Origin of the sequence: Moraxella porci DSM 25326, from assembly GCF_002014855.1 — a bacterium.
Classification (GTDB): domain Bacteria; phylum Pseudomonadota; class Gammaproteobacteria; order Pseudomonadales; family Moraxellaceae; genus Moraxella; species Moraxella porci.
This window is the reverse complement of sequence record NZ_MUYV01000003.1, coordinates 23,944-48,328: the sequence shown is the minus strand read 5'-3', so window position 1 is coordinate 48,328 and position 24,385 is coordinate 23,944. Positions and strand designations below refer to the sequence as shown.

At 47.9% G+C, this 24,385-nt stretch carries 18 protein-coding genes and 2 tRNA genes; 11 read left to right on the top strand and 9 right to left on the bottom strand.

What is annotated here, in order from left to right:
• Positions 1–237: 237 nt before the first annotated feature.
• Both hemB and B0681_RS03795 read right to left on the bottom strand, forming a co-directional pair.
• Positions 238–1,242 carry a porphobilinogen synthase gene (gene hemB, locus B0681_RS03800; RefSeq protein ID WP_078317430.1) on the bottom strand — a complete coding sequence of 335 codons (1,005 nt, stop codon included), beginning with the start codon at positions 1,240–1,242 and terminating at the stop codon, positions 238–240.
• A 218-nt stretch (positions 1,243–1,460) separates the two neighbouring features.
• The gene (locus tag B0681_RS03795) at positions 1,461–1,985 is read right to left on the bottom strand and encodes an MCR_0457 family protein (RefSeq protein WP_078317429.1); all 525 of its coding nucleotides are present in this window, start codon (positions 1,983–1,985) and stop codon (positions 1,461–1,463) included.
• A 349-nt stretch (positions 1,986–2,334) separates the two neighbouring features.
• Between B0681_RS03795 and ruvB the strand changes: the two genes are divergently transcribed.
• The gene (ruvB, locus tag B0681_RS03790; RefSeq protein WP_078317428.1) at positions 2,335–3,324 is read left to right on the top strand and encodes a Holliday junction branch migration DNA helicase RuvB; all 990 of its coding nucleotides are present in this window, start codon (positions 2,335–2,337) and stop codon (positions 3,322–3,324) included.
• Between the two features lie 212 nt (positions 3,325–3,536).
• On the opposite strand, the gene B0681_RS03785 is transcribed toward ruvB, so the two are convergent.
• Positions 3,537–4,820, bottom strand: a complete 1,284-nt coding sequence (locus tag B0681_RS03785) for an acetyl-CoA C-acetyltransferase (protein WP_078317427.1) — start codon at positions 4,818–4,820, stop codon at positions 3,537–3,539.
• 361 nt (positions 4,821–5,181) lie between these two features.
• Between B0681_RS03785 and B0681_RS03780 the strand changes: the two genes are divergently transcribed.
• From B0681_RS03780 to hpt, 4 genes are all read left to right on the top strand, one after another.
• Positions 5,182–6,549, top strand: a complete 1,368-nt coding sequence (locus B0681_RS03780) for a 3-oxoacyl-ACP reductase (RefSeq protein ID WP_078317426.1) — start codon at positions 5,182–5,184, stop codon at positions 6,547–6,549.
• A 39-nt stretch (positions 6,550–6,588) separates the two neighbouring features.
• A complete protein-coding gene (locus B0681_RS03775) occupies positions 6,589–7,482 on the top strand; it encodes a MaoC family dehydratase (protein WP_078317425.1) in 894 nt (297 codons plus the stop codon).
• Positions 7,483–7,761: 279 nt separating this feature from the next.
• Entirely contained in the window at positions 7,762–9,021 is a 1,260-nt protein-coding gene (locus B0681_RS03770; RefSeq protein ID WP_078317424.1) for a serine hydrolase domain-containing protein, read from the top strand.
• A 33-nt stretch (positions 9,022–9,054) separates the two neighbouring features.
• Positions 9,055–9,591, top strand: coding sequence for a hypoxanthine phosphoribosyltransferase (gene hpt / locus B0681_RS03765; RefSeq protein ID WP_078317423.1), 537 nt, complete (start codon positions 9,055–9,057; stop codon positions 9,589–9,591).
• Positions 9,592–9,640: 49 nt separating this feature from the next.
• Here the strand turns inward: hpt and B0681_RS03760 are convergent, their stop codons facing one another.
• Positions 9,641–10,042 carry a hypothetical protein gene (locus B0681_RS03760; protein ID WP_078317422.1) on the bottom strand — a complete coding sequence of 134 codons (402 nt, stop codon included), beginning with the start codon at positions 10,040–10,042 and terminating at the stop codon, positions 9,641–9,643.
• Between the two features lie 64 nt (positions 10,043–10,106).
• Positions 10,107–12,005, bottom strand: a complete 1,899-nt coding sequence (ilvD, locus tag B0681_RS03755; RefSeq protein ID WP_078317421.1) for a dihydroxy-acid dehydratase — start codon at positions 12,003–12,005, stop codon at positions 10,107–10,109.
• Positions 12,006–12,568: 563 nt separating this feature from the next.
• On the opposite strand from ilvD, the gene B0681_RS03750 reads away from it, so the two are divergent.
• Both B0681_RS03750 and B0681_RS03745 read left to right on the top strand, forming a co-directional pair.
• Positions 12,569–14,257, top strand: a complete 1,689-nt coding sequence (locus tag B0681_RS03750; RefSeq protein ID WP_078317420.1) for a BCCT family transporter — start codon at positions 12,569–12,571, stop codon at positions 14,255–14,257.
• A gap of 258 nt (positions 14,258–14,515) precedes the next feature.
• Positions 14,516–15,757 carry an AI-2E family transporter gene (locus tag B0681_RS03745; RefSeq protein ID WP_078317419.1) on the top strand — a complete coding sequence of 414 codons (1,242 nt, stop codon included), beginning with the start codon at positions 14,516–14,518 and terminating at the stop codon, positions 15,755–15,757.
• 36 nt (positions 15,758–15,793) lie between these two features.
• On the opposite strand, the gene B0681_RS03740 is transcribed toward B0681_RS03745, so the two are convergent.
• The gene (locus B0681_RS03740; RefSeq protein ID WP_078317418.1) at positions 15,794–16,441 is read right to left on the bottom strand and encodes a hypothetical protein; all 648 of its coding nucleotides are present in this window, start codon (positions 16,439–16,441) and stop codon (positions 15,794–15,796) included.
• Between the two features lie 153 nt (positions 16,442–16,594).
• Here B0681_RS03740 and B0681_RS03735 point away from each other — a divergent pair, with 153 nt between their 5' ends.
• The gene (locus B0681_RS03735) at positions 16,595–17,020 is read left to right on the top strand and encodes an HIT family protein (RefSeq protein WP_078317417.1); all 426 of its coding nucleotides are present in this window, start codon (positions 16,595–16,597) and stop codon (positions 17,018–17,020) included.
• A gap of 106 nt (positions 17,021–17,126) precedes the next feature.
• Here B0681_RS03735 and B0681_RS03730 read toward each other — a convergent pair whose 3' ends face one another.
• The gene (locus B0681_RS03730; protein ID WP_078317416.1) at positions 17,127–17,900 is read right to left on the bottom strand and encodes a ferredoxin--NADP reductase; all 774 of its coding nucleotides are present in this window, start codon (positions 17,898–17,900) and stop codon (positions 17,127–17,129) included.
• Positions 17,901–18,039: 139 nt separating this feature from the next.
• On the opposite strand from B0681_RS03730, the gene tsaA reads away from it, so the two are divergent.
• The gene (gene tsaA / locus B0681_RS03725; RefSeq protein ID WP_078317415.1) at positions 18,040–18,756 is read left to right on the top strand and encodes a tRNA (N6-threonylcarbamoyladenosine(37)-N6)-methyltransferase TrmO; all 717 of its coding nucleotides are present in this window, start codon (positions 18,040–18,042) and stop codon (positions 18,754–18,756) included.
• A 71-nt stretch (positions 18,757–18,827) separates the two neighbouring features.
• Here the strand turns inward: tsaA and B0681_RS03720 are convergent.
• Both B0681_RS03720 and B0681_RS03715 read right to left on the bottom strand, forming a co-directional pair.
• A tRNA-Leu gene (locus B0681_RS03720) sits at positions 18,828–18,914 on the bottom strand.
• Between the two features lie 275 nt (positions 18,915–19,189).
• Positions 19,190–19,263 (bottom strand) — tRNA-Cys (locus B0681_RS03715).
• 519 nt (positions 19,264–19,782) lie between these two features.
• On the opposite strand from B0681_RS03715, the gene B0681_RS03710 reads away from it, so the two are divergent.
• Both B0681_RS03710 and B0681_RS03705 read left to right on the top strand, forming a co-directional pair.
• Positions 19,783–21,216, top strand: coding sequence for an efflux RND transporter periplasmic adaptor subunit (locus tag B0681_RS03710; RefSeq protein WP_078317414.1), 1,434 nt, complete (start codon positions 19,783–19,785; stop codon positions 21,214–21,216).
• Positions 21,217–21,235: 19 nt separating this feature from the next.
• A complete protein-coding gene (locus B0681_RS03705) occupies positions 21,236–24,373 on the top strand; it encodes an efflux RND transporter permease subunit (protein ID WP_078317413.1) in 3,138 nt (1,045 codons plus the stop codon).
• Positions 24,374–24,385 lie beyond the last annotated feature (12 nt).

Genomic DNA, 24,385 nt, shown 5'->3' with positions numbered 1-24,385 from the left:
AAAGGCAGCGCCTAGGGAGGATTTTGTTATTCTAGCATGATTTTTTGGCAAGCGGTAGGCGAAAGCGCGCTGATTGCATGAAATATTTTCAGGTGATAAAAAACTAAAAATTTACATAACAATCATTCATCTTTATCATCATCTGCTCAGAGTGGCAGCATGCGTCAGTTGAGTTGATGGCTAAAACTACCGCAAAATATCGCCAAAAAGTGCTGGCCAAAAGCGTGATTTGGCAAATCAATGCGCCTCGTTCAGTAGGCGTGCGGCATCTAAGGCGAAATAAGTCAAGATGCCATCACAGCCAGCGCGACGAAAGCCGATTAAGCTTTCTAGGATGACTGCTTCAGTGAGCCAACCGTTTTGGATGGCTGCCATATGCATGGCGTATTCGCCTGAGACTTGATAAGCATAAGTCGGTACACCAAAGCGGTCTTTGACCTCACGCACGATATCCAGATAAGGCTGACCTGGCTTGACCATCACCATATCGGCACCCTCATTGATGTCTAGGGCGACTTCGTGCAGCGCTTCGGCTCGGTTGGCAGGGTCCATTTGATATTGTTTTTTGTGGCCTTTTAGGTTGCCAGATGAGCCGACCGCATCACGAAACGGCCCATAATACGCCGATGCATATTTGGCAGAATATGCCATGATGGCGGTATTGACATAGCCAGCTGACTCAAGTGCGTGACGCATCGCACCAATACGGCCATCCATCATATCGCTTGGGCTGATGACATCGGCACCTGCTTGGGCGTGGGCTAGGGTTTGCTTGACGAGCGCTTCGGTGGTGATGTCATTCATCACATAGCCTGACTCATTGATGATGCCATCTTGACCATGTGTGGTATAAGGGTCGAGCGCCACATCAGTCATGACAATCATCTCAGGCACGGCATCTTTGATGGCGCGCACTGCACGTACCGCCAGCGTCTCAGGATGATAGGCATCTTGACCGTCTGCAGTCTTGAGAGCGGGATTGATCACAGGGAAAATGTCAATCATCCGCACGCCTTCGGCATACAGTGATTTGACATAATCAATTAATAAATCAATCGTGTAGCGATAGACATTCGGCATACTGGCGATGGCTTGTTTTTCGCCAGTACCTTCGATGACAAATACAGGGGCAATCAGATGACATGGTGCCAGATGCGTCTCACGCACCATCTCGCGGATGCCATCACTGACACGCAGACGACGCAGGCGCGTGTTGGGAAATTGTCGATTAAAAATATGCATATCGGCCTCATCAAGGGTTTGGTTGTGTTTATTATAACAAATTATCACAAACCTCGTGGCCAAAAATCAACATCACTACAGCACCACAGCAGCCATTTGATGAGCGACCAAACATGATGGGCGAAACAAAGCATCTTGAATGATCAAGCCAAGATAAACGATGGATCAACAGCTATCAATAAAATCAGTCGATCACATTGCATCAATCAATGGCGTATTCACATTTGTGCTAAGCTTGCAAATTCACGGCACAAGGCGCGATTTTCGGAGGCGGGAAAACTGGCTGTCCATGCGCGCACATTATGCAGCACCATTCGATATTCACGCTGCGTTGTCAGCTGACGGAGCGTTTGATGCGGATTGGCAGCGCGCGGCATGAATAATCGCAGCTGCTGATTATAAGCGCGGTTAAAATTGGCTTTTTGTTGAGCGTTTAACACTGGCGGGCAGATCTCTGATAATACTTGGATCAATGCCAATTCATACTGCGAGACGCTCAGATACACCTCTTGACTAGCGACCGCCTGCGCAGAGGACACGCGCTGATAACGGGGCGTATTATTGGCTGAGGCCATCGATGAGATGCCGATGCTGATCATCACCAATAATACCAAACCAAGCCTTCTAAAAAACTCGCGCTGATGGCTGAGTGAGGCTGATCGTGAATAATGGCGTGCAGCTGCCACGATGGACATGTCTGGCACATCGGTTTTGGCGGCTGATATGATGGCAGAATTAATCATTGGCACTAAATAAATCGTCAGTGATAATATTAATGGAATATAATAAAGCGTTTACCTCAAAAAATCCCCTAATCTGTGTATGTATATTGTAGTGCAAAGTTTACTTTAGTTACACAGGTGAAAAATTTGCTCACTTTGTGCCAATTTGTTGGGTGTATGATGCATCACTCAGTGATGATGCATTACGCAAAGTGATTCATAGCCAAGATACTTTTAATTAATCAGCTATTCGTAATCAGCCATCAACGACTCTCAAGATCTGCCGCCATCACCAACAACTGCATCAATGAAGTTTCTTTGATTAATTTGTGTTAAAATACCCATTCATTATCATTGTATGCAAATCATCATGTCACAAACCCGTCTTATCGACCCTATTGCCAAAAAAGATGATGCCGCCGATCGCGCCATCCGTCCTGTCAGCTTAGATGAATACATAGGCCAACCCAAAGTGCGTGAGCAGATGAAGGTTTTTATTCCAGCTGCCAAAGCGCGTGGAGAGGCGCTCGATCATACGCTGATTTTTGGGCCGCCAGGGCTGGGTAAGACGACACTAGCCAATATCATCGCGCGTGAAATGGGTGGTAATCTGCGCTCGACCTCAGGCCCTGTGCTGGAGCGCGCTGGTGATCTGGCGGCGATTTTGACCAATTTGGAAGCAGGCGATGTGCTGTTTATTGATGAAATCCACCGCCTAAGCCCAGTGATTGAAGAGATTTTATATCCTGCGATGGAAGATTATCAGCTGGATATTATGATCGGTGAAGGGCCGGCGGCTCGCTCGATCAAGCTGGATTTGCCGCCATTTACCTTGGTGGCGGCAACCACACGCGCAGGCTTGTTGTCCGCGCCTTTGTTTGATCGTTTTGGGATCGTGCAGCGACTTGAGTTTTATAATGTGGCTGATTTGACGACGATTGTTAAGCGGTCAGCTCGGCTTTTGGGTGTGCGCATGGATGATGGCGGCGCTCAAGAAGTGGCGCATCGTAGCCGTGGCACGCCGCGTATTGCCAACCGCCTTTTGCGTCGTGTGCGTGACTATGCTGAGATCAAAGGCGATGGCGTGGCGACAGCCGAAATCGCATCGGCAGCGCTGGATATGTTGGCAGTGGATAAGCAGGGCTTGGATCAGCTTGATCGCCGTTATCTGTCAGTATTATCCGATCGCTTTCATGGCGGGCCTGCTGGCGTGGAGGCGTTGGCTGCAGCTATGGCTGAAGACCGTGGCACGCTCGAGGATGTCATCGAACCATATCTACTACAGCAAGGCTATATCCAGCGCACCAGTAAAGGGCGAATCATCTCCGATAAGGTCATCCAAGATCAGATCTTGGATTAGGCTGGGTTTTGAGCAGGTGATGGTTGCAAGGCTGCTGTGTACGCGGTGGATTTATCATAAATCCTTTTCTGTGGATTATTGTTTCGGTTTGACTTGTGCTATCTAAGATGGGTTCATGAAAATTTAAATAAATCATTTTTTGGGCGAATTATTATCCATAAAATTTAAAAGCCTGCCACGATCGGTCATGGCAGGCAAGCTATCAAGCTATCTTAACGCTCCAAAATACAAGTCACGCCTTGACCGCCAGCTGCACAGATAGAAATCAATGCACGGCCCGAGCCTTTTTGGGCAAGCAGCTTGGCAGCAGTGGCTAGGATGCGGCCGCCAGTCGCTGCAAATGGATGCCCTGCAGCTAGGCTTGAGCCATTGACATTGAGCTTACTGCGGTCAATCGCCCCTAGTGGCGCATCCAGTCCCAGACGCGTCTTGCAGAAAGTCTCATCTTCCCAAGCTGCCAGTGTCGATAGTACTTGCGATGCAAAAGCTTCATGAATTTCATAAAAATCAAAGTCTTGCAGCGTAAGGCCTGCACGTGCCAGCATCTTGGGAACTGCATAGGCAGGCGCCATTAATAGACCTTCGGTAAGACCATTTTTACCAATAAAATCTACCGCCGCTGTTTGCTGATGGGTGATATACGCCAGTGGTTCATAGCCATGCTCCGCCGCCCATGCTTCGCTAGATAGCAGGACACATGATGCACCATCGGTGAGCGGGGTAGAGTTGCCCGCGGTCATCGTCGGATTGGCGTTCTTTTTGCCAAAAGCAGGCTTTAATGTGCTTAGCTTTTCTAGTGTGGTATCAGCGCGTAGGTTATTGTCTTGGGTCAGTCCTTTATATGGCGTGATCAAATCCTCAAAAAATCCCTCTTCATAAGCGCGCGCTAGATTCTGATGGCTTTGATAGGCCAGCTGATCTTGATCGGCACGGCTGATGTTCCACTCAAGCGCGGTGATGGCCTGATGTTCGCCCATCGATAGACGGGTGCGTGGCTCACCATTTTCAGGAAATGCCAGCAGATCTTTTGGGTTGATGCTGCTGATCGCGCCCAGACGCTGCTTGGCGGTTTTGGCACTGCCTAAGCGCAGCAGTGGCTTACGAAGACCATCGCCCAGTGCGATCGGTGCATCCGAGGTGGTGTCTGTACCGCCTGCGATGCCGCTGTCGATGATGCCAAGTGCGATCTTATTAGCCACCGCAAAGGCGGCTTGTAGGCCAGTACCACACGCTTGAGAGACATCATAAGCAGGCGTGGTGGCTGCCAGTGGGGTGTTAAGCACCGCCTCTCGGGTGAGGTTTAAATCACGGCTATGCTTAAGTACAGTGCCTGCCACTACCTCGCCAATGTCTTTATCTGCCAAGTCAAATCGCGCGACCAAGCCATCCAAGGCTGCGGTCAGCATGTCGATATTACTGGCGTCGGCATAAGTGCCATTGCTCCGTGCAAATGGAATGCGGTTGCCACCTAGGATGGCGACTTTTTGAATACTCATAATCTGTCCTTAAAATGATCGTTTATTTTGCTGATTGGGTGAGTTTTGTGAGGCCATCGACCAACGCCCAACGATGTACCCAAATCGGCGCTTGATGGTTAGCTTAGCATTAATAAGGATAAATGTGGCGGAAATTTCCCAATTAATAACAAAATATTATACTAATTTTGTATAGTATAATAATAATTTATATAACAGCAAAATTATTCGACCAAGCATCGCGAAATCGCGGAATGCTGCGATTTTATGCTACAATAAACTGCCGCTTTTGGATAGATATTAATTTTATATTAATAAATATTTATAAGCATTGAAAAGTGGAAAACTGATAAATAGGTTAATAATACAACAGGAGTGCGTGATGAGTGATCGTTATGGTGAATTGGTGCAGTCATCGTTAGGCAGAAAAGTCGCCAAAAATTTAGGCTTGCCGACACCGATTAAGCTGGATCGTTATGAGGCTGGACAGCCTGTGATTCTTGGCGAGGTGGCGCTTGGCATCTCAGCGGGCGATGATCATTCGGTGCGTGATGCACTGGTGCAGACCTTAGGCGATCAACATGCCAAGGTGAGCTCAAATACACCGCTGTCAGCGCTAGCCACCACGGCGATCGATGAGCGCTTGGCAGATGATAATGCGCGATTTAAGGTGGTGATTTTTGATGCCACGAACATCAAAAAAGCCGATGAGCTCAAGCAAGTGTACGACTTTTTTCATCCGATCGCACGCCGTATCAAGACCTCAGGTCGTGTGATCATCATCGCTCGTCCAGAGTGCTGCACTGCGGATGATGTTGGTTTTGCATTGGCGCAGCGTGCGGTGTTGGGCTTTGCCAAGTCGATTGCCAAAGAATTTAAAAAAGGCATCACCGCGCAAGTGCTGTATGTCCAAAAAGGCGCTGAAGATCAGCTTGAGCATACCCTAAACTTCTTCATGTCTGCCAAGTCGGCCTATGTCTCAGGTCAGCCTATTTATATCACCAAAGCCCAATCGAGCAGTAGTGATGACCTAAAAGGGAAAAAAATCCTCGTCACTGGCGCAAGCCGCGGCATCGGTCAGGCCATCGCACAGGTATTGGCACGCGATGGCGCCAAAGTCTATTGCCTAGATGTGCCAGCAAGCCTTGCTGATCTACAAAAAGTCGCGGGTCAAATCGGTGGCCATGCCCTGCCTTTAGACATTACCGCCAACGATGCAGGTGAGCAGATCGTGCGCGCGTGCGGTCAGCTTGATGGCGTCGTGCATAACGCTGGCGTCACCCGAGATAAGACCTTGGCGAACATGAGCGAGGATAAATGGGATCTGGTGATGAACATTAATTTAGCCGCCATCCATCGCGTCAATGATTATCTGATCGGCCATCAAGGTCTGTCTGAAGCGGCACGCATCGTCTGTGTGTCATCGATCTCAGGCATCGCCGGCAATGTCGGGCAGTCAAACTATGCCATGAGTAAGGCTGGCGTGATCGGCTTGGTGCAAGCCACAGCCAAGGTATTTGAAGGCTCAGCGCGTACCATCAATGCCGTCGCACCTGGATTTATCGAAACTAAAATGACAGGCCAAATCCCATTCGCCATCCGTGAAGCTGGCCGCCGCATGAACTCAATGAGTCAAGGCGGTGATCCGATCGATGTCGCCGAAACCATCGCATGGATGCTGTCACCTAAAGCAGGTGGCATCAATGGCAATGTCGTCCGCGTCTGTGGCCAAAGTGTGCTTGGCGCGTGATCTTGCTGTATTTTTAGTATTAATAAGTAAGGAAAACTTATGTCGGATCAACATTTTCGCGAATTGCCAAAAATGCACACGACTTATGCCAATGTCATCAAAAGTCTGCTGCCCTCAGGCGATGCCAAAGCGAAGCAATTACCCAGCTCGGTATATACCGTTGATCAATTGGTCATTGATCAGGCCAATCTGAGCGATTATCGCAAAATTTGTGGATTTATGAATGATGGCCGTGTGCCTGCGACTTATTTTGCGGTGTTGTCACAGACGCTGCAAATGAATATGATGGCAAAGCCTGATTTTCCGTTTGCGATGCTGGGTCTGGTGCATCTGGAGAACAGCGTCACTCAGCATCGGGTGATTTTCGATACTGAGACGGTGCGCATGTCGGTGCAGTTGGATAATTTGCGTGCGCATGACAAAGGTCAGCAGTTTGATTTTGTGACCACAGTATTTGTGGGTGAAGAGCTGGTTTGGCAGGGTGTCTCAACCTATCTGTCGCGCCAAAAAAAATCCAAACAATCCCCACAAGCTACCAAGCCCAAAGAGACCATCACGCCCGCCAAGCTTGATGCCAGCGAGGGCGGATTGTCATTGTCGATCGAAGTACAAGAGGACATTGGTCGTCGATATGCCTTTGTGTCGGGGGATTTTAACCTAATTCATCTACATCCATTATCAGCGCGCGCTTTCGGCTTTCCTAAGGCGATCGCACACGGGATGTGGACCAAGGCGCGTGCGCTTGCTGCCATCGCGCGCAATTTTGAGTTGCCAGCGGCATATCAGGTGCAGGTGTCATTTCGTCAGCCCGTTTTTTTGCCATCTGCCATTGAACTTGTGACCGATGCGCCAGATGCTTTGGGGATTGAATTTGGGCTGTATTCTAAAGACGGCAAAAAAACTCATGCGCTGGGGACAATTGCTTATTTATGATGGCTTATTTATAATAACTCAAGTATCCCACCTCCGCAGGCTTGGTAATTATCAGGCTTGCGGTGTTATTTTTGGTGATGCAAGGATTGTTAACTTACCATGAATCGGCGATGCTTTGTGGTTTTTGGTGATGTAAGTTGAGCTTGAGCATTTCAATGACCAACCATTGCCAAACAAGCCAAATGGATGTCAAAATTGATGGCTGAATTTTGATAGCTGAATTAAGCGAATGATCCATATTAATGTATAACAGATTTCATGGCCTAACAGAGATAATAGATGCAACAACAATTTCAACGCGTACTTGATGAGCTCAAGCTCGATGACGCACCTGCAGGTGGGGCTTTGGTGATTTATCATCAAGGCAAAGAGGTCGTGAATGTCGCCACAGGCAACGCGCTGCCTGATTTGGCTTGGTCTGCCAAAACTTTATCGGTGAATTTCTCCATCGGCAAGGGTGTGATGGCAACTTTGATCGCGATCTTAGTAAGCCAAGGGATGCTCGATTATGAGGCGCCGATCAGTCGCTATTGGCCAGAATTTGCTGATAATGGCAAAGCGAATATCCGATTAAAGCAAGTATTGTCACACAGTGCAGGATTGTTTGACATCACCTCCATCACCACAGATGCAAATCTGCTACTGGACTGGGAACAGATGATACAGCGTGTCGCAGCGATGCCAGTGAGCATCCCCAAAGGCCAAGATGAGCAGCACTATGCCAGTGCGTACAGTGCTTTGGTGTCGGGCTGGGTGCTAGGTGCTTTGGTGGAGCGTGTGACAGGGCTTGGACTAAATGATGCGCTCAATCGTTATTTGGCTGAGCCGCTGGATGTGGCAGGTGAACTGTATTATGGCGTCGATGAGGCGCTGCTGCCGATGATCGCTAAGCCTGAACGCTATTTTTATCAATCACCTGATAAGTCCACGCCACGACGAAAACCTGTATTAAAGCCAGACAGTGAAAAAACGCTACACACTTTGGGTCATCTGCCAGTCAGTGGTATGTGGCAGCGCGCTTTGGGTGAACAAGCCATCAGTACCTCTGCCATTAATCGCCTGTATTTTGACACCTCGCGGATGAATTTGGCCAACTACAAAAACGCCTTGATGCCCAATGCCAAAGATGGCTTGGAATATCATCGGGATGATGTGCTGATGGCAAAAATCCCTGCTGCTAACGGCGTCTCAACGGCCAATGCACTGGCGCGCATTTATGCCATGCATGCCGCTGACGGCATCCATGATGGCCAAGTATTGATCGTGCCAGAGGTCATCGCGCAGATGCGCCAAATCCAGACCGAGGGCTATGATGCGGTGATGCCTGCTGATATGCGCTGGCGTATGGGCTTTCATCGTGTATTTAGCCTACAAGATACACAGATAGCTTATGGACACATGGGTTATAATGGCTCGGTGGCGTTTTGTGATCCCAAGCGTCAACTAGCTTTTGTTTTTATTCATAATTTTGATACCACCATGCTAAATGATGTCAGACAATTTGCTTTGTCTGAGATGGCATTGGATATTTTTTCTTAAATTTTATTTATTAATCAAAATCGGGAGTCTTTCATGAGCGAACCGCGTGAATTGAATGTCATGATCAGCAGTGAACAGATCGCTGCCAGAGTTAAAGAGTTGGGTGTTGCCATCAATGCACATTATCAAAACAGCGATAAAGAACTGGTGCTGGTCGGGCTGCTGCGTGGATCGGTGATTTTTATGGCGGATCTGTGCCGTGTCATCGATAAGCCGCATGAAATTGATTTTATGACCGTCTCAAGCTATATCAACAAAACCACCGTCTCAAGTGGCGATGTCAAAATCATCAAAGATCTTGATAGCGAAATTAAAGACAAAGATGTGCTGATCGTCGAGGACATCATCGATTCTGGCCGCACTTTATCAAAGGTCGTGGAGATTTTGCAAACGCGCGAACCCAATTCCATCGAGATCTGCACCTTGGTGAGCAAGCCGTCGCGTCGCGAGATTCCGATGGCGGTGAGCTTTTGTGGCTTTGAGGTTGAGGATCGCTTTATCGTTGGCTATGGTCTGGATTATGACCAAAAATATCGCCATCTGCCGTTCATCGGTGAGATCGGTTTGTGATCAAAAAAAGCCCATCTGCAGTTAGATGGGCTTTTTTTGATTGGTGATATTAAGAATTTTGGGCAGGGATCGCCAATGAATTGAGCGTCTCGGCGACACAAGTCTGAAGTGAGTTGACGACGATTTTTTGGGCGATTTGCGTGCGTGCGCTTGGATCGATGGCAGCAGTGGCAAGCTCTGTCATACTGACAGATTCTGGCGCTTTATCCGCCACACAGCCACAGGCGGTATTTGAGATGTTGGCTTTGGATTGCTCAGACATCGCCACCGTTGCCAGCTTCCAATATTGATGATTGGTTAGCTGTGTTTGGCAGGTTTGCTTGATGCTGGTTTTTAGGATATTCATACCGATACTTGTGGCAGCATCTGTGCTTTGGCTGCCATCAGTGGCAGCACAGCTGGCCAGTGTGGCAGCGGCGATGAGTGCGCTAAAGATTTTTAGTGATTTCATAAATTTTCCTTTGGTTTTGGTGAGTCAGCCAAGCAGTACTTGGCTGACTATGGCACTGCTTGGATTATTCAACCTGACTAACATCACGCACAGCACCAGTATCAGCACTGGTGGTCATCGCCGCATAGGCACGCAGGGCAGCTGAGACTTGGCGAGTGCGATTGACAGGCTTAAAAGCTTGTTTGCCACGAGCCAGCATCGCTTCACGACGAGTGGCCAGCACTTCGTCCGATACTGCCAGATGAATGCGACGATTTGGGATATCAATCTCAATCGTGTCAAACTCTTCGACCAAGCCAATAGCACCGCCTTCGGCAGCTTCAGGGCTGGCATGACCGATAGACAGACCTGATGTACCACCGCTGAAGCGACCATCAGTGAGCAGGGCACAGGCTTTGCCTAGACCTTTTGACTTCAGATAAGATGTCGGGTAGAGCATCTCTTGCATACCAGGGCCGCCTTTTGGGCCTTCGTAGCGGATGATGACGATGTCACCTGCGACGATTTGATCATCCAAGATGGCAGCAACAGCGGAGTCTTGACTCTCAAACACACGAGCGCGGCCAGTGAATGTTAGGATGCTTTCGTCCACACCTGCGGTCTTGACCACACAGCCACGCTCAGCGATATTACCAAATAGTACCGCAAGTCCGCCATCTTGAGAATAGGCGTGTTCGCGGCTACGGATACAGCCTGATTCACGATTGACATCGAGATTTGACCAGACTTTATTTTGGCTAAAGGCTTGGGTGGTGCGTACGCCGCCTGGGGCCGCGATATATAGGTCACGCGCTTGGGTATTGTCAGGATTCATGATATCCCACTTGGCAAGTGCATCAGCCATCGTCGCACTGTGTACAGTCGGTACATCAGTCTGTAGTAGCCCTGCACGGTCAAGCTCGGCTAAGATACCCATCACGCCACCGGCACGGTGCACATCTTCCATGTGATATTTTTGGGTAGCAGGAGCGACTTTTGATAGGCAAGGTACTTGGCGAGATAGGCGATCAATGTCCGCCATCTTAAAGTCCACGCCTGCTTCATTGGCAGCAGCCAATAGGTGCAAGATGGTATTGGTTGAGCCACCCATGGCGATATCTAGGCTCATGGCATTTTCATAAGCAGCTTTGGTGGCGATCGAGCGTGGTAGCACTGATGCATCATCTTGTTCATAGTAGCGTTTGGCAAGCTCGACGATACGGCGACCCGCTTCTAGGAACAAATCTTTTCGCTTGGCGTGCGTCGCAAGTAGTGACCCATTGCCTGGTAGTGATAGACCAAGTGCTTCGGTCAAGCAGTTCATCGAGTTCGCGGTGAACATACCTGAGCATGATCCACAAGTTGGGCAGGCTGAGCGTTCGGTGGTGGCGACATCGCTATCACTGATCAAATCATCGGCAGCATCGATCATTGCATCGACTAGATCAAGCTTACGCACCTTTTGACCATTTTCATCCGTCACAGTCTCATGTACGGTATGACCATCGCCTAGCGTGCTCGCTAGCACCTTACCTGCTTCCATCGGACCACCAGAGACAAAGATGGTTGGGATATTCAGACGCATTGCTGCCATTAGCATACCCGGGGTGATTTTGTCGCAGTTTGAGATACAGACCAGTGCATCGGCACAGTGAGCATTGACCATATATTCGACACTATCAGCGATCAAATCACGGCTAGGCAAGCTATACAGCATACCGCCATGACCCATCGCGATGCCATCATCGACAGCGATGGTGTTGAACTCTTTGGCGACACCGCCGGCAGCTTCGATCTCACGAGCGACCAGCTGACCTAAGTCCTTAAGATGCACATGACCTGGCACGAACTGAGTGAATGAGTTGGCGATGGCGATGATTGGCTTATTAAAATCCTCATCCGTCATACCGGTGGCACGCCATAGGGCGCGAGCACCTGCCATGTTGCGACCAGCAGTAGAAGTCTTGGAGCGATAAATTGGCATTGTGTTTCCTTATAACATCACAAAAATAAAATGAATTTTGCTTGGCGAATATTGCCTGGCATCAATGTCGTCTCTTTGGCTATTTTAGCACTATTTGATGATAAAAAGGTGTTTGATTTTTTGGCATGAAGATAAATTTTGGTTAATAATGTGCCGATTTAGCGTGGCATATTCATCAATTTATATGATAAATATGACGCGAATATCTGGATAATTTGACCAAAAATTACTCAAACTATCGATAATTTGTCACAATTATAAGCAGTTTTGCTAAGTTTTGCAGGTAATTTGTGTCATATATATCAGATTATTTGCAAAATCCAATAATTCTTGCTAGGCTTATGCCAAGGATGGATTTTTAATGGTATTGCCCAAGGACTTGGCGATGACAAGGATTTATGGTCGTTCATAACACTCATTTGCTGATACTGCTCGGCATTACGCAGCGTCTGTAGTGTGAAGTGATCTTAAGCAACTTAGCGATCTTGATGGTAATGTTATTAAAAATCTTTTCAGTCATCAGGCGGTCTTATGACTGCTTATAGATTGTATTGGGAGGAATTATGGGCATTTCGCCGACACCGTCGGATCAGCACAGACAAGAAAAACGCATCATGAATGAAGGGGTAAAAATCAGCCGCTTTGGGATATTCCCAAAAGTGAGCGTCCCTGTTTTTGCCATCTCAGCCTTATTGGTGGTGCTATTCATGCTCTATGGCGCTTTGTTCAGTGAGCAGGCAGGGCAGCTATTTTCGAGTATTCAGGCCTTTATCAGTGACAAATTTGGGTTTTTGCTGATCATTTTGATGAATGTGGCTTTGGTGTTTTGTGTGTATTTGGCATTGAGTCGCTATGGCGATATTCGACTGGGCCATCAGACCGAGGCGCCGCAGTACAGCTTTGGGTCATGGATCGGGATGTTGTTCTCGGCAGGCATCGGCATTGGACTGCTGTACTGGGGGACGGCTGAGCCATTGTATCACTTTGTCGCACCGCCAAGAGCTGAGGCGCAGACGGTGGATGCTGCAGTCGAAGCGATGCAGATTTCTTTTTTGCATTGGGGGCTACACGCGTGGGCAGTCTATGCGGTGGTGGCGCTATCTTTGGCATATTTTCATTATCGTCGCGGATTGCCATTGTCGATCCGATCGGTTTTGTTTCCGCTGATTGGCAAGCGCATTTATGGCGGTTGGGGTCATACGGTGGATATTTTGGCAGTGTTTGGCACCATGTTTGGGGTCGTGACATCGCTTGGTCTTGGCGTGATGCAGCTTGAAACAGGCTTGGCAGAGCTTTGGGGCATCACACCGAGTTTGACACTAAAAGTCGCGCTGATCGCAGGCATCACAGCATGTGCCACGGTGTCGGTGATGGCAGGGCTGGATAAAGGGGTTAAGCGCCTTAGTGATGTGACCATCGTTGCAACGATTGTGATGCTGGCCTTTATGATCATCGTTGGCCCGACACAGTTTATTTTTAATAGCTTTGTAGAAAATGTCGGCAATTATGCAGGCAATCTGATCACGCTTGGCCTGTGGAATGAAGCGTACAGTGACAGTAATTGGCAGGCGAGTTGGACGGTGTTTTATTGGGCGTGGTGGGTGAGTTGGTCGCCATTTGTGGGCATTTTCATTGCTCGCATCTCACGCGGTCGCACGATTCGAGAGTTTTTATTTGGGGTGCTATTCGTGCCGATGCTGCTGCTGTTTTTGTGGTTCACCACCTTTGGCGGTGTGGCGATTCATATGGAATTGGGCGACAGCTTTGGCTTGGTTGAGGCGGTGCAGGCGGATTATGGCAGTGCGATTTTTAAATTGATTGAATATTATCCATTCACTCAAGGATTAACCGTGATCATTTTGGGGATGATTGTGCTGTGGTTCGTGACATCAGCGGACAGTGCTAGCCTTGTCGTCGATATGCTGACCGCAGGTGGTGAGACCGACCCACCGAAGATTCAGCGCCTATTTTGGGTGACGACTGAGGGTGTGATCGCTGCGATCTTATTGGCGGCAGGGGGATTGTCAGCACTTCAAGCAGCGGCAATCGTGGCGGGCTTGCCATTTGCAGCAGTGGTGTTTGTGATGATGTATTGCTTATGGCGCGGCTTGGGACGAGATCGTCTGACCTTGTATCGCAACAGTCAATGGTACATCACCCAAGAGTCAGCTGAGCATAATTCGCACAATGAGATGGCGGATGAGCATCTGCTTGGTGGCCCGCTGCCACTGCCAAAGTCAGATGCGCTGTGATGCATCTGCCAAATGATCGAGCAAATTTGACTTGATTATCAAAAGACTGGCTTGACAAGCTGTCAAGTTGGTCTTTTTTATCTGGGCAAATGATGGTATGATGAGCGCGACCGTACTTGATGCTGTCTAGGCTGCGGATGCTGATGGCAGATACCAAGTTTACAAGCAAAACCCAAACTAACAGATGTTCCAGACTCAATGATAGGCTGATAGATAGGATCAGGCCATCAAATCATTTTCTTGTAGAGTGACACCGATATGAATCTTCAAGCCCAAAAAATGTTCATCATCATGACAGTGGCGGCGCTGCTACTGCTGCTGAGTTTTTATTATCTCATTCATGTCTGGCTGATCGTGTTTGCTGCGATTTTGACGGCGATTTTTTTGCTGAGTTTAGTGGAGTATCTGACCAAGACGCCTTGGATTGGCCCTCACCTAAAAAAACTGCCACATGGCCTATTGCTCGGCACCGTGGTGCTTGGCTTGATTGGGATTTTATCGGCGTTTGCTGCGACTTTTGGTATGGAGCTTAAAAGTCAGCTTGAAGATCTACAAAGCATGGTACCAAAAGCCATCGAATACATGCACCAATACCTAAAAAGCTATCCTACCATCTATGAATGGCTAAGCACGCGCGAGTGGGCGCGAGAGCTTCAGGCTGACCCACAGGCGTTCTTAGCGCAGTTTAGTGATGGGGCGATGGCGCATCTGCCGACCTATCTGGGTGGTATGGTCAGTGGCATCGGTACCTTTGTGGTGATCATGATCTTAGGCTTATTTGTGGCGATCTCACCATCGATTTATCGCCGCAGCTTTGTGGCGATGGTGCCAAAAGACAGCCGAGATAAGGCAGAGTATTTGCTTGATCGTAGCTATCGCTCAATCCAGCAATGGCTGTTGGGGCAGCTGGTGGTGATGTCTTTTGTTGGTGTATCGACTTGGCTTGCGCTAAAGCTCATGGGCATTCCTTTTGCACTGGCATTGGGCTTTATTGCGTTTTTGTTGGACTTTATTCCTGTATTGGGGCCATGGCTGTCGGCGGTGCCGATTGTATTGTTGACAGCACTGGTAGCGCCTGAGATGCTGGTGTGGGTCATTGTCATGATCATCGTCGTGCAGCAGTTAGAAAGCTATGTGGTGGCGCCGATTGTCCAAAATCGCATGGTGGATCTGCCACCTGTGGCGCTGCTGCTGTCTCAGGTCATCATGGGATCGATTACAGGCATCATGGGTGTGGCATTGGCAGCACCTTTGATGGTGATCGCCATCGTATGGGTGCAAGTCTTGTACATCAAATTCACCTTGGGTGATTATGCAGTGCGCGTACTGGATCAAAATGATGCGCAGATGCAAGCCGATCCCTTTGGAGATTGGGAAGCTTATCAAAAAAAACAAACCATTGAAAGCAATCCATCTTTAAAGATGCGCCTACAGATGCTACGCCGACGCAAGCTGGGCAAAGATGCGATCGATGCCGCGAAGAAAGATAATAAGCTGTAAGCTTTTTTTAGATAAATGAATCCATCCTCACCGCCATCACATGCTGCTGGCGGTGACTTTTTCGATGATGGCAGTGTCTAAATATGCCAACAGATCAGGCTGGGTGTTTTTTAGGGTATTGATGGCGTGCGTGGTGGCTAGTGCATGGCTGTTTGGCAAGCGCACATAGCCATCGTGTGGCGGCAGGGAAAGGGCATCACCTTGCAAATCAACGCTGACAAGCTCATAAGCAGGATTTTTGAACAAGACATTGACATTGCCTGACATCTGCCAGCGCGCAGCTTCTTGTAAAATCAAACTGCTTGGCTCGCCATATACCGCTTGGCTACTTTTGGCGGTGTTGGTGAATTGCACATGTAATGCTAGCGGCAGGGCATCGCACACGATGACGGCAGTGCCGCTGATCTTGATGTGCCATGCAGGGCGAATGCTGCCTGATGGCAAGCTCAGTAAGGCACAGGCCTCATCGGCGCGCACGAGGGTGTTGATTTTTTTGAGCAGTGCTGGCGTCAGTGGCAGATCTGCTTTGATGTCATCGGCCAAGCTGTCATAGTGCGCCAAAAACATCTGCGGCAAATCATAGCTGCTGTCAACGGTGGCAAGCTTGACATTGTGCACCCGAAACACAAAACCTGGGTCGGTGAAGAGTTCTTGTAATATCAGCAGGGGCTTATCATTATCCATAAGTGGTGATCGATGCTAAAATTGATACTATAGCATAAATTGAGTGATAAAATCAGATTAAATCATACCCAAAGCTGTGCTAAAATGTAACCATAGCCATCGATGCCGCAGCGACATCGATGAGCATATTCACGAGATAAAAAGGAGCATATCATGACATCAGCCTATGATGAGAATAATATTTTTGCCAAGATTTTGCGTGGTGAAATCCCATGCCATAAGGTCTATGAAGATGACAAAACTCTTGCTTTTATGGACATCATGCCAGTGGCAAAAGGCCATACGCTTGTGATTCCAAAATGCCAAGCGGTTGAGCTGTCGGATTTGCCTTGTGAATTTGCTTGTGCGGTATTTAAGACTGCTCAAAAAGTGATGACAGCACAGCGTGCGGTGCTTGACGTACAAGGCATCACCCAGATGCAGCTGAATCACTCCGATGCAGGTCAGTCGGTGTTTCATTATCATATGCACCTTGTACCGACGCATTTTAGTGCCTTTGCTCATCACGAAAGCAAGATGGGCGATCAAGATGAGCTTGCCAAATTGGCAGAACAGCTACGCACCGCCATCGCTGAATAATTGCCAAATAACTTTTTTTCATAAAAGTGTTTATCAACAAAGCAAAAAGCCAACAAATCACTGTGTTGGCTTTTGTTTTGCTGGTTGTATGGCTTGTATGGCTGAATCAACCCACAAATGCACGCTCAACCACATAATCAGCAGGCTCACCCATGCGTGGTGAGATGGTCAGACCAAAGCCATCCAAAATCGCACAGGTGTCATTATTCATCGCCATGCTACCGCAGATCATCACACGGTCGTCGTCTTTGTTCATCGGTGGCAAGCCGATGTCGGTGAACAGTTTGCCTGATTGGATCAGATCAGTGACACGACCTGTGTTTTTGAACTCATCACGGGTGACGGTTGGGTAGTAGATGAATTTTTCACGCACCCATTCACCAAAGATCTCATCATTTGGCAATTCATTCTCAAAGAAATCACGATACGCCAAATCATCAACATGACGCACGCCATGTACTAGGATGACTTTTTCAAAGCGTTCATAGACTTCAGGGTCACGGCATAGCGACAAGAATGGTGCAAGACCTGTACCTGTGGCAAGCATATACAGATGTTTGCCTGGCAGTAGGTCATCTAGTACGAGCGTGCCCGTTGGTTTTTTGCTGATGAGCAGCTCATCGCCGACTTTGATGTGCTGTAGGCGAGAAGTGAGTGGGCCATCAGGTACTTTGATTGAGAAAAACTCCAGCTCTTCTGCCCAGTTTGGACTGGCGATAGAATAAGCGCGTGCCAATGGCTTGCCATCGACCATGATACCAATCATCGCAAACTCGCCATTGCGAAAACACAAGCTGTCGCCACGCGTGGTCTTGATGGTAAATAGGCTATCGTTCCAATGATGCACATAAGTGACGGTTTCTGTGATAAACTTTGACATAGTAAACTCTTATTATTGGTGTTGGCAATGAGGTGCCAATGAGTGAAATTTTGGCTATAATAACGAGTTTTTACCCAATGGTTTAGGGTAAATTTGGAATAAGCACTGTTTATTTTAGCATAAATAAGAAAAATTCTCTATGACTACGCTACAAATACCCATCATTGGTGTTCATCGCTCGCCTTTGGTTCAAAAATTCGGCACGCCAAGACAGCCCAATCTTGTCAATGTGGCAAGTGTGATTGAATTTGTGCCGCCTTATGATACGCCATCGGCTTTCGAGGGTATCGAAAAATTCAGCCATCTGTGGGTGATGTGGCAGTTTCATCAAAACAAATCCCAAGATAGCTTTCGCCCACAGGTGCGTCCACCCCGTTATGGTGGCAATGATAAAGTCGGCGTGTTTGCTACTCGCAGTATGTACCGCCCATCCGCGATCGGACTGTCTGTGGTGCGACTGGCACGAGTGGAGACAAATCATCATCGCGTGCGACTGCATATCATCGGTGCTGATATGGTAGATGGTACGCCGATTGTCGATATCAAGCCGTATCTGCCGTTTGTCGATAGCGTGCCTGATGCCATCAGTGGCGAGATTGATGTGCCAACGACCAAGATGGTAGCCATGACAACGCAGGCAAGTACAGACTTTGATACGCTATGCCAAGACGGTAGGCTTGCCATGCCAGACAAAAGCATTATCCAACATCTCATCGCCCAAGACCCACGAGTGGCATATCGTCAAGCTGAAATCGAAGTGACCAGCACCATGCGATATGGCGAGGTGGATGTGGATTTTTGGATGGATGAAATGGGTGTGATGGTCATCACAGGCTTACGAGTGGTAGATGAATAGCAGTAGTGGCGGGTAAGTCTTATGGCAACAAAAAAGCCCTTATCCTATCGATAAAGGCTTTGATCATACGGTGGTGCCCGGGGCCGGACTTGAACCGGCACGCTCAAAAGAGCGAGGGATTTTAAATCCCTTGTGTCTACCAATTTCACCACCCGGGCATATTCGTCAATTTATTTCAAAACAATACGGCGTTAGCTTCGCCTTGCTGTACTTGAGTACTATCTGCGGCTCGCTGCCTAGTCTTGTTTTGAACTAAATAAGACGGTTTGACTTGTTTTATTGATTCGATTGCGTCGTTAAACTCACTCGATGTATATCGAATACACCTTCGCTCGTTTGCCTAGCACTCAAATCAATAAAACGGCGTAATTGTCAATCGATTTGATTATATGCTTACGCAGAAATCATCAAAACAAACTGGTAAACCAAAAAATGGAGGCTGGAGTCGGAATCGAACCGGCGTACACGGAGTTGCAGTCCGCTGCATGACCACTCTGCCATCCAGCCATTTAAGAAGTGGGTGCTATATTACCAAAAATTTTTAAAAATACAAGCGAAATTTTCAAATTTTGACAAAAAAACGCAAATTTGCAGGATTTGTCAGTGCTTTGTACACAAAAATTACCAAAAAGCAAGACACATTTTTGTCACCTAAGGCGAAAAAGCAAAAATATAGCCCGAAATCACCAGAAAAAACATGCTATAATCAAAATATTTCTCTCATGCTGTATTGTTTGTATTGAGTGACCTAATCATACCGCGATGTATCCAACTTAACTTATATATTATAACAATTTATAAGGCATTAGGTGATGTTCTCAGTCAATAAATGCAGTTTTTATATACAATCATTCAGTTTCTATATTAATTAGAAGAAATTGCTATATTTTTAAAAAATTTAATAGAAATCGTTTTTTTTTGAAATGTGGCAAAATGAAAAGCTTAGTGATATAGAACGATATTTTTTAACTTTAACTGATTAATTTTTATAATTAATTATAATCTAAAAGCCAATGTGAGATACTTATGAAAGTGAAATTTCAAGTGGCGATGATCGTTGCGCTGATGGCAGGTACTGGTGTACTGACTGCGTGCAGCAAGTCAGACGAGCAGCAAGCCGCCGCAGCCCAACAGCAAGCGCCAAAAGCGACCGTCGATATCCAAACCATTCAATTGCAGCCTGTGCCGATCATTCAGACCTTCGCAGGTCGTGTCGCGGCTGTCGAGACTTCTGAAGTCCGTCCGCAGGTGACGGGCATCATTGACGAAGTCATGTTCCGTGAAGGTGCAATTGTGCAAGCAGGTCAGCCACTGTATCGAATCAATATCGATAGCTACACCAGTGCCATCGAGTCGGCGCGTGCAGCGATCGCCAGTGCCGAAGCGTCAGTGAACAATGCCAAGGCGTCGCGCGCATCTGCACAAGCGAACCTACAATCCCAAGAAGCAAACCTTGCGCAGGCGCGTGCAGATTTGTCGCGTTATAAAGAGCTGATCGAAGTCGAAGCGGTCTCTCGCCAAGTCTATGACCAAGCGATCACCGCAGTACGCACCGCTGAAGCGAATGTCGCTGCCGCGCGCGCTGCTGTTCAGCAAGCAGAAGCCATCATCCAAAGTTCGCAATCAGCCGTGCGTAATGCACAAGCAAGCCTAAGCGCAAGCGAGCTGGATGTCGGTCGTACCATCGTACGCGCACCGATCACAGGTCGTATCGGCATCTCGAATGTCACCGCAGGCGCACTGGTCTCAGCGAACCAATCGCAGTCGATGGTGACGATCAACCGACTGGATGAGGTGTATGTTGATATCAGCCAGTCATCAACCGATATGCTCAGATTGCGCGAAGCGGTCGAGTCGGGTCGTGCAGGCGCAGGTTCGCTAGAAGTGCAGCTACAGCTAGAAGATGGCACGATTTATCCTGACATCGGTCGTCTGTTGCTTGCCAATGCACAAGTTGATCAAGCCACTGGCGCGATGACCTTGCGTGCGGTATTCCCAAATCAATCAGGTAAATTGGTGCCAGGTATGTTTGTCAATGCTCGCCTTATCCAATCGGTAGTACCAAGTGCTGCCTTGTTGCCACAAAGTGCCATCACTCGCACCCCAAAAGGTGAAACCCAAGTCTATGTGGTCAACGCCCAAAACAAAATCGAAGTGCGTGATGTCACCACTGCAGGCACTTATAATGGTAACTGGATCGTGACAGGTGGCATCAATAATGGCGACCGTGTTGTCATCATCGGTGGCGAAAAAGTCAAGCCAGATCAAGAAGTGGATGTGCGTGAACTACCAGCGGCAGGCATGGGCGAAGGGGCACAAAATCAAGCGCCACCTGTAGCACCTGCAGAGACCAACTCAGCAGCACCATCAGCACCAGCCCAAACTGCACCGCAAACCGCAGTACCAATGGCGCGTCCAGCTGAACAAACTGATAGTGCGACTACGCAAAAAGCCCAATAACCCAACAAATAGGTAATTTATGTCTCGATTTTTTATTCAAAGACCGATTTTTGCTTGGGTCATTGCATTATTGATTATGTTGGTGGGTATTTTGTCCATTCGTGGATTGCCTATTGAGCAGTATCCGCAGATTGCACCCCCAACTGTACAGGTGTCCGCTGTCTATCCAGGTGCTGATGCACAGACCATCGAAAACTCAGTGACGCAGGTGATTGAGCAACAGATGAAAGGCTTGGATGGTTTGATGTATATGTCATCTAGCTCATCTGCAAACGGTCAAGCAAGCGTTACGCTTACCTTTGAAAGTGGTACTGACCCTGATACAGCACAAGTCCAAGTGCAAAACAAACTACAATCAGCGACCAGTTCATTACCAGAAAGTGTGCAGCGTCAAGGCGTCTCGGTCAATAAGTCATCCAGTGGCTTTTTGATGGTTTATGGCTTTGTCTCAGAAGATGACAGTATGGATGAGGCGGATATTGGTGATTATCTTAATACCAATATTGTTGATGGTCTAAGCCGTGTCGAGGGCGTGGGTTCAGTAGAGGTGTTTGGTTCATCTTATGCGATGCGCATTTGGCTAGACCCTGCCAAGCTACGTGCCTATAACCTAATGCCATCTGATGTCTCAGCGGCGATTCAGTCGCAGAATGTGCAAGTCTCAGCAGGTCAGTTGGCAAGCCTACCGACCAATAATGAGCGTGCTTTGATTAGTGCTAGTATTGGCGTTCAAAGCCTGATGCAGACTCCAGAAGAGTTTGAAAATATTCTGCTAAAAACTGATACCGCAGGGGCAAAGGTATATCTAAAAGATGTCGCCCGTGTGGAACTTGGCTCTCAAGATTATTCAAGTAACACCAAGTACAATGGTAAAACCGCTGCAGGTATGGCAATCAGCCTAGCATCTGGTGCTAATGCGCTTGAAGTGCGTCAGGCGGTCGAAGATAAAATGACTCAAATGTCAGCCAACTTTCCAAAAGGCTTGACCTATGTTGTGCCATTTGATACCACGCCATTTGTCCGTCTGTCTATTGAGCAGGTGGTCAAGACGCTACTTGAAGCGATTGCACTGGTATTTGTGGTGATGTTCTTGTTCCTACAAAACTGGCGCGCGACCATTATTCCTACACTAGCCGTGCCTGTGGTAATTCTAGGTACATTTGCTGTGCTGTCCGTATTTGGCATGAGTATCAATATCTTGACCATGTTTGCGATGGTGCTTGCTATTGGTTTGCTGGTCGATGATGCGATTGTTGTGGTTGAGAACGTTGAGCGTCTGCTCGAAGAAAATCCGCAAATGTCCGTCATCGAAGCGACCACCGAATCGATGCGTGAGATTAGCAAAGTGGTTATCGGTATTGCGCTGATTTTGTCAGTGGTGTTTGTTCCGATGATTTTCTTTGGTGGCTCAACAGGGGTGATTTATCGTCAATTTGCTGTGACGCTGATTACCAGTATGGTGCTGTCGGCGATTGTGGCGTTGGTATTTACGCCTGCACTGTGCGTGTCGATTCTTAAGCGCAAAAAACACCATGATATTCAAACCCAAAAAGGCTTTTTTGGTTGGTTTAACCGTGCTTTTTATAAGGCAAGTAGCGGTTATGAAAAATTTGTTGGCAAAACCTTTAATGCCAAGCTGATTTATGTCGTTGTCTATGCGGCGATTATTGCTGTACTTGGCTTTTTCTTTGTGCGTCTGCCAAGCGCGTTTGTCCCTGAAGAGGACCAAGGCGTGCTATTTGCGATGGTGCAGATGCCAGCAGGCACAACCGAAGATAAGACTTCAGCAGTGATGGACAAGGTTCGTCAGTATTATCAAACCCAAGAAGAAAAGAATGTCGAAAGCGTATTTTCGATTACTGGCTTTAGCTTTATGGGTAGTGGTCAAAACATGGGTATGGCGTTCATCAAGCTCAAAGACTGGAGCGAGCGTACGGGCGATGAGAATGCCGCGGCAAATATCGCCAATCGTGCCATGATGATGAATATGACCATTCCTGAAGCAAGTATGGTAATTTCAATGGCACCGCCTGCGATTATGGGTTTTGGTAACTCAAACGGCTTTAACTTGCAGGTTAAAGATAATGGTGGTGTTGGTCGTGAAAAACTGCTCGAAGCACGCAATATGTTACTTGGCATGGCATCCCAAAGCCAAGTGGTGACAGGTGTCCGCCCTGGCGGTCAAGAAGATGCACCAAAGCTAAAACTCAATGTTGATTATGAAAAGGCAGCAGTGCTTGGCATCCCTGCAAGCAATATTAACTCAACACTTGCAATGGCATGGGGTAGTAGCTATGTCAATGATTTCATTGACCGTGGCCGTATCAAAAAAGTCTATATGCAAGGTGAGCCTGATAGTCGTGTGATACCAGAAGATATTGGCAAATGGTATGTGCGTAATAACGATGGTCAGATGGTGCCGTATAGTGCTTTTGCAACGAGCGAATGGGAGTACGCTAGCCCAAGCGTCGGTCGTTATAATGGCGTACCATCGATGGAGCTATCGGGCAATGCTGTACCGGGCAAGAGCTCGGGCGATGCGATGGCTGAGATGGAGAATCTGGCGAAGCAACTACCAGAAGGCGTGGGTATTGAGTGGACTGGACTATCATTAGAAGAGCTCAAATCAGGTGGTCAAGCGCCGCTACTGTATGCATTGGCGGTCTTGGTGGTCTTCTTGTGCTTGGCAGCATTGTACGAAAGCTGGTCAATCCCATTCTCGGTGCTGCTGGTGATTCCACTGGGTGTCTTGGGTGCGGTGCTGTTGACCAAAGTGCATGGGCTTAGCAATGACGTGTACTTGCAAGTGGGTCTGTTGACCGTCGTCGGTCTATCCGCCAAAAACGCCATTTTGATTATTGAGTTTGCCAAAGAGCTTCAAGAGTCAGGCAAATCGCTCAAAGAAGCAGTGATGCAGGCAGCTCGTATGCGTTTGCGCCCAATTATCATGACATCACTTGCATTTGGTATTGGTGTTGTGCCATTATACTTGGCAAAAGGTGCAGGCTCGGGCAGTCAAAATGCCGTTGGTACAAGCGTACTTGGTGGGGTGATTACCGCAACCTTGCTGGGCGTGTTCTTTATCCCGATGTTCTATGTATGGGTGAGAACCTTATTCCCGCTCAAGCAAAAAGATGTCAGCACCACAGCCAAATAATTCAGGAAAATA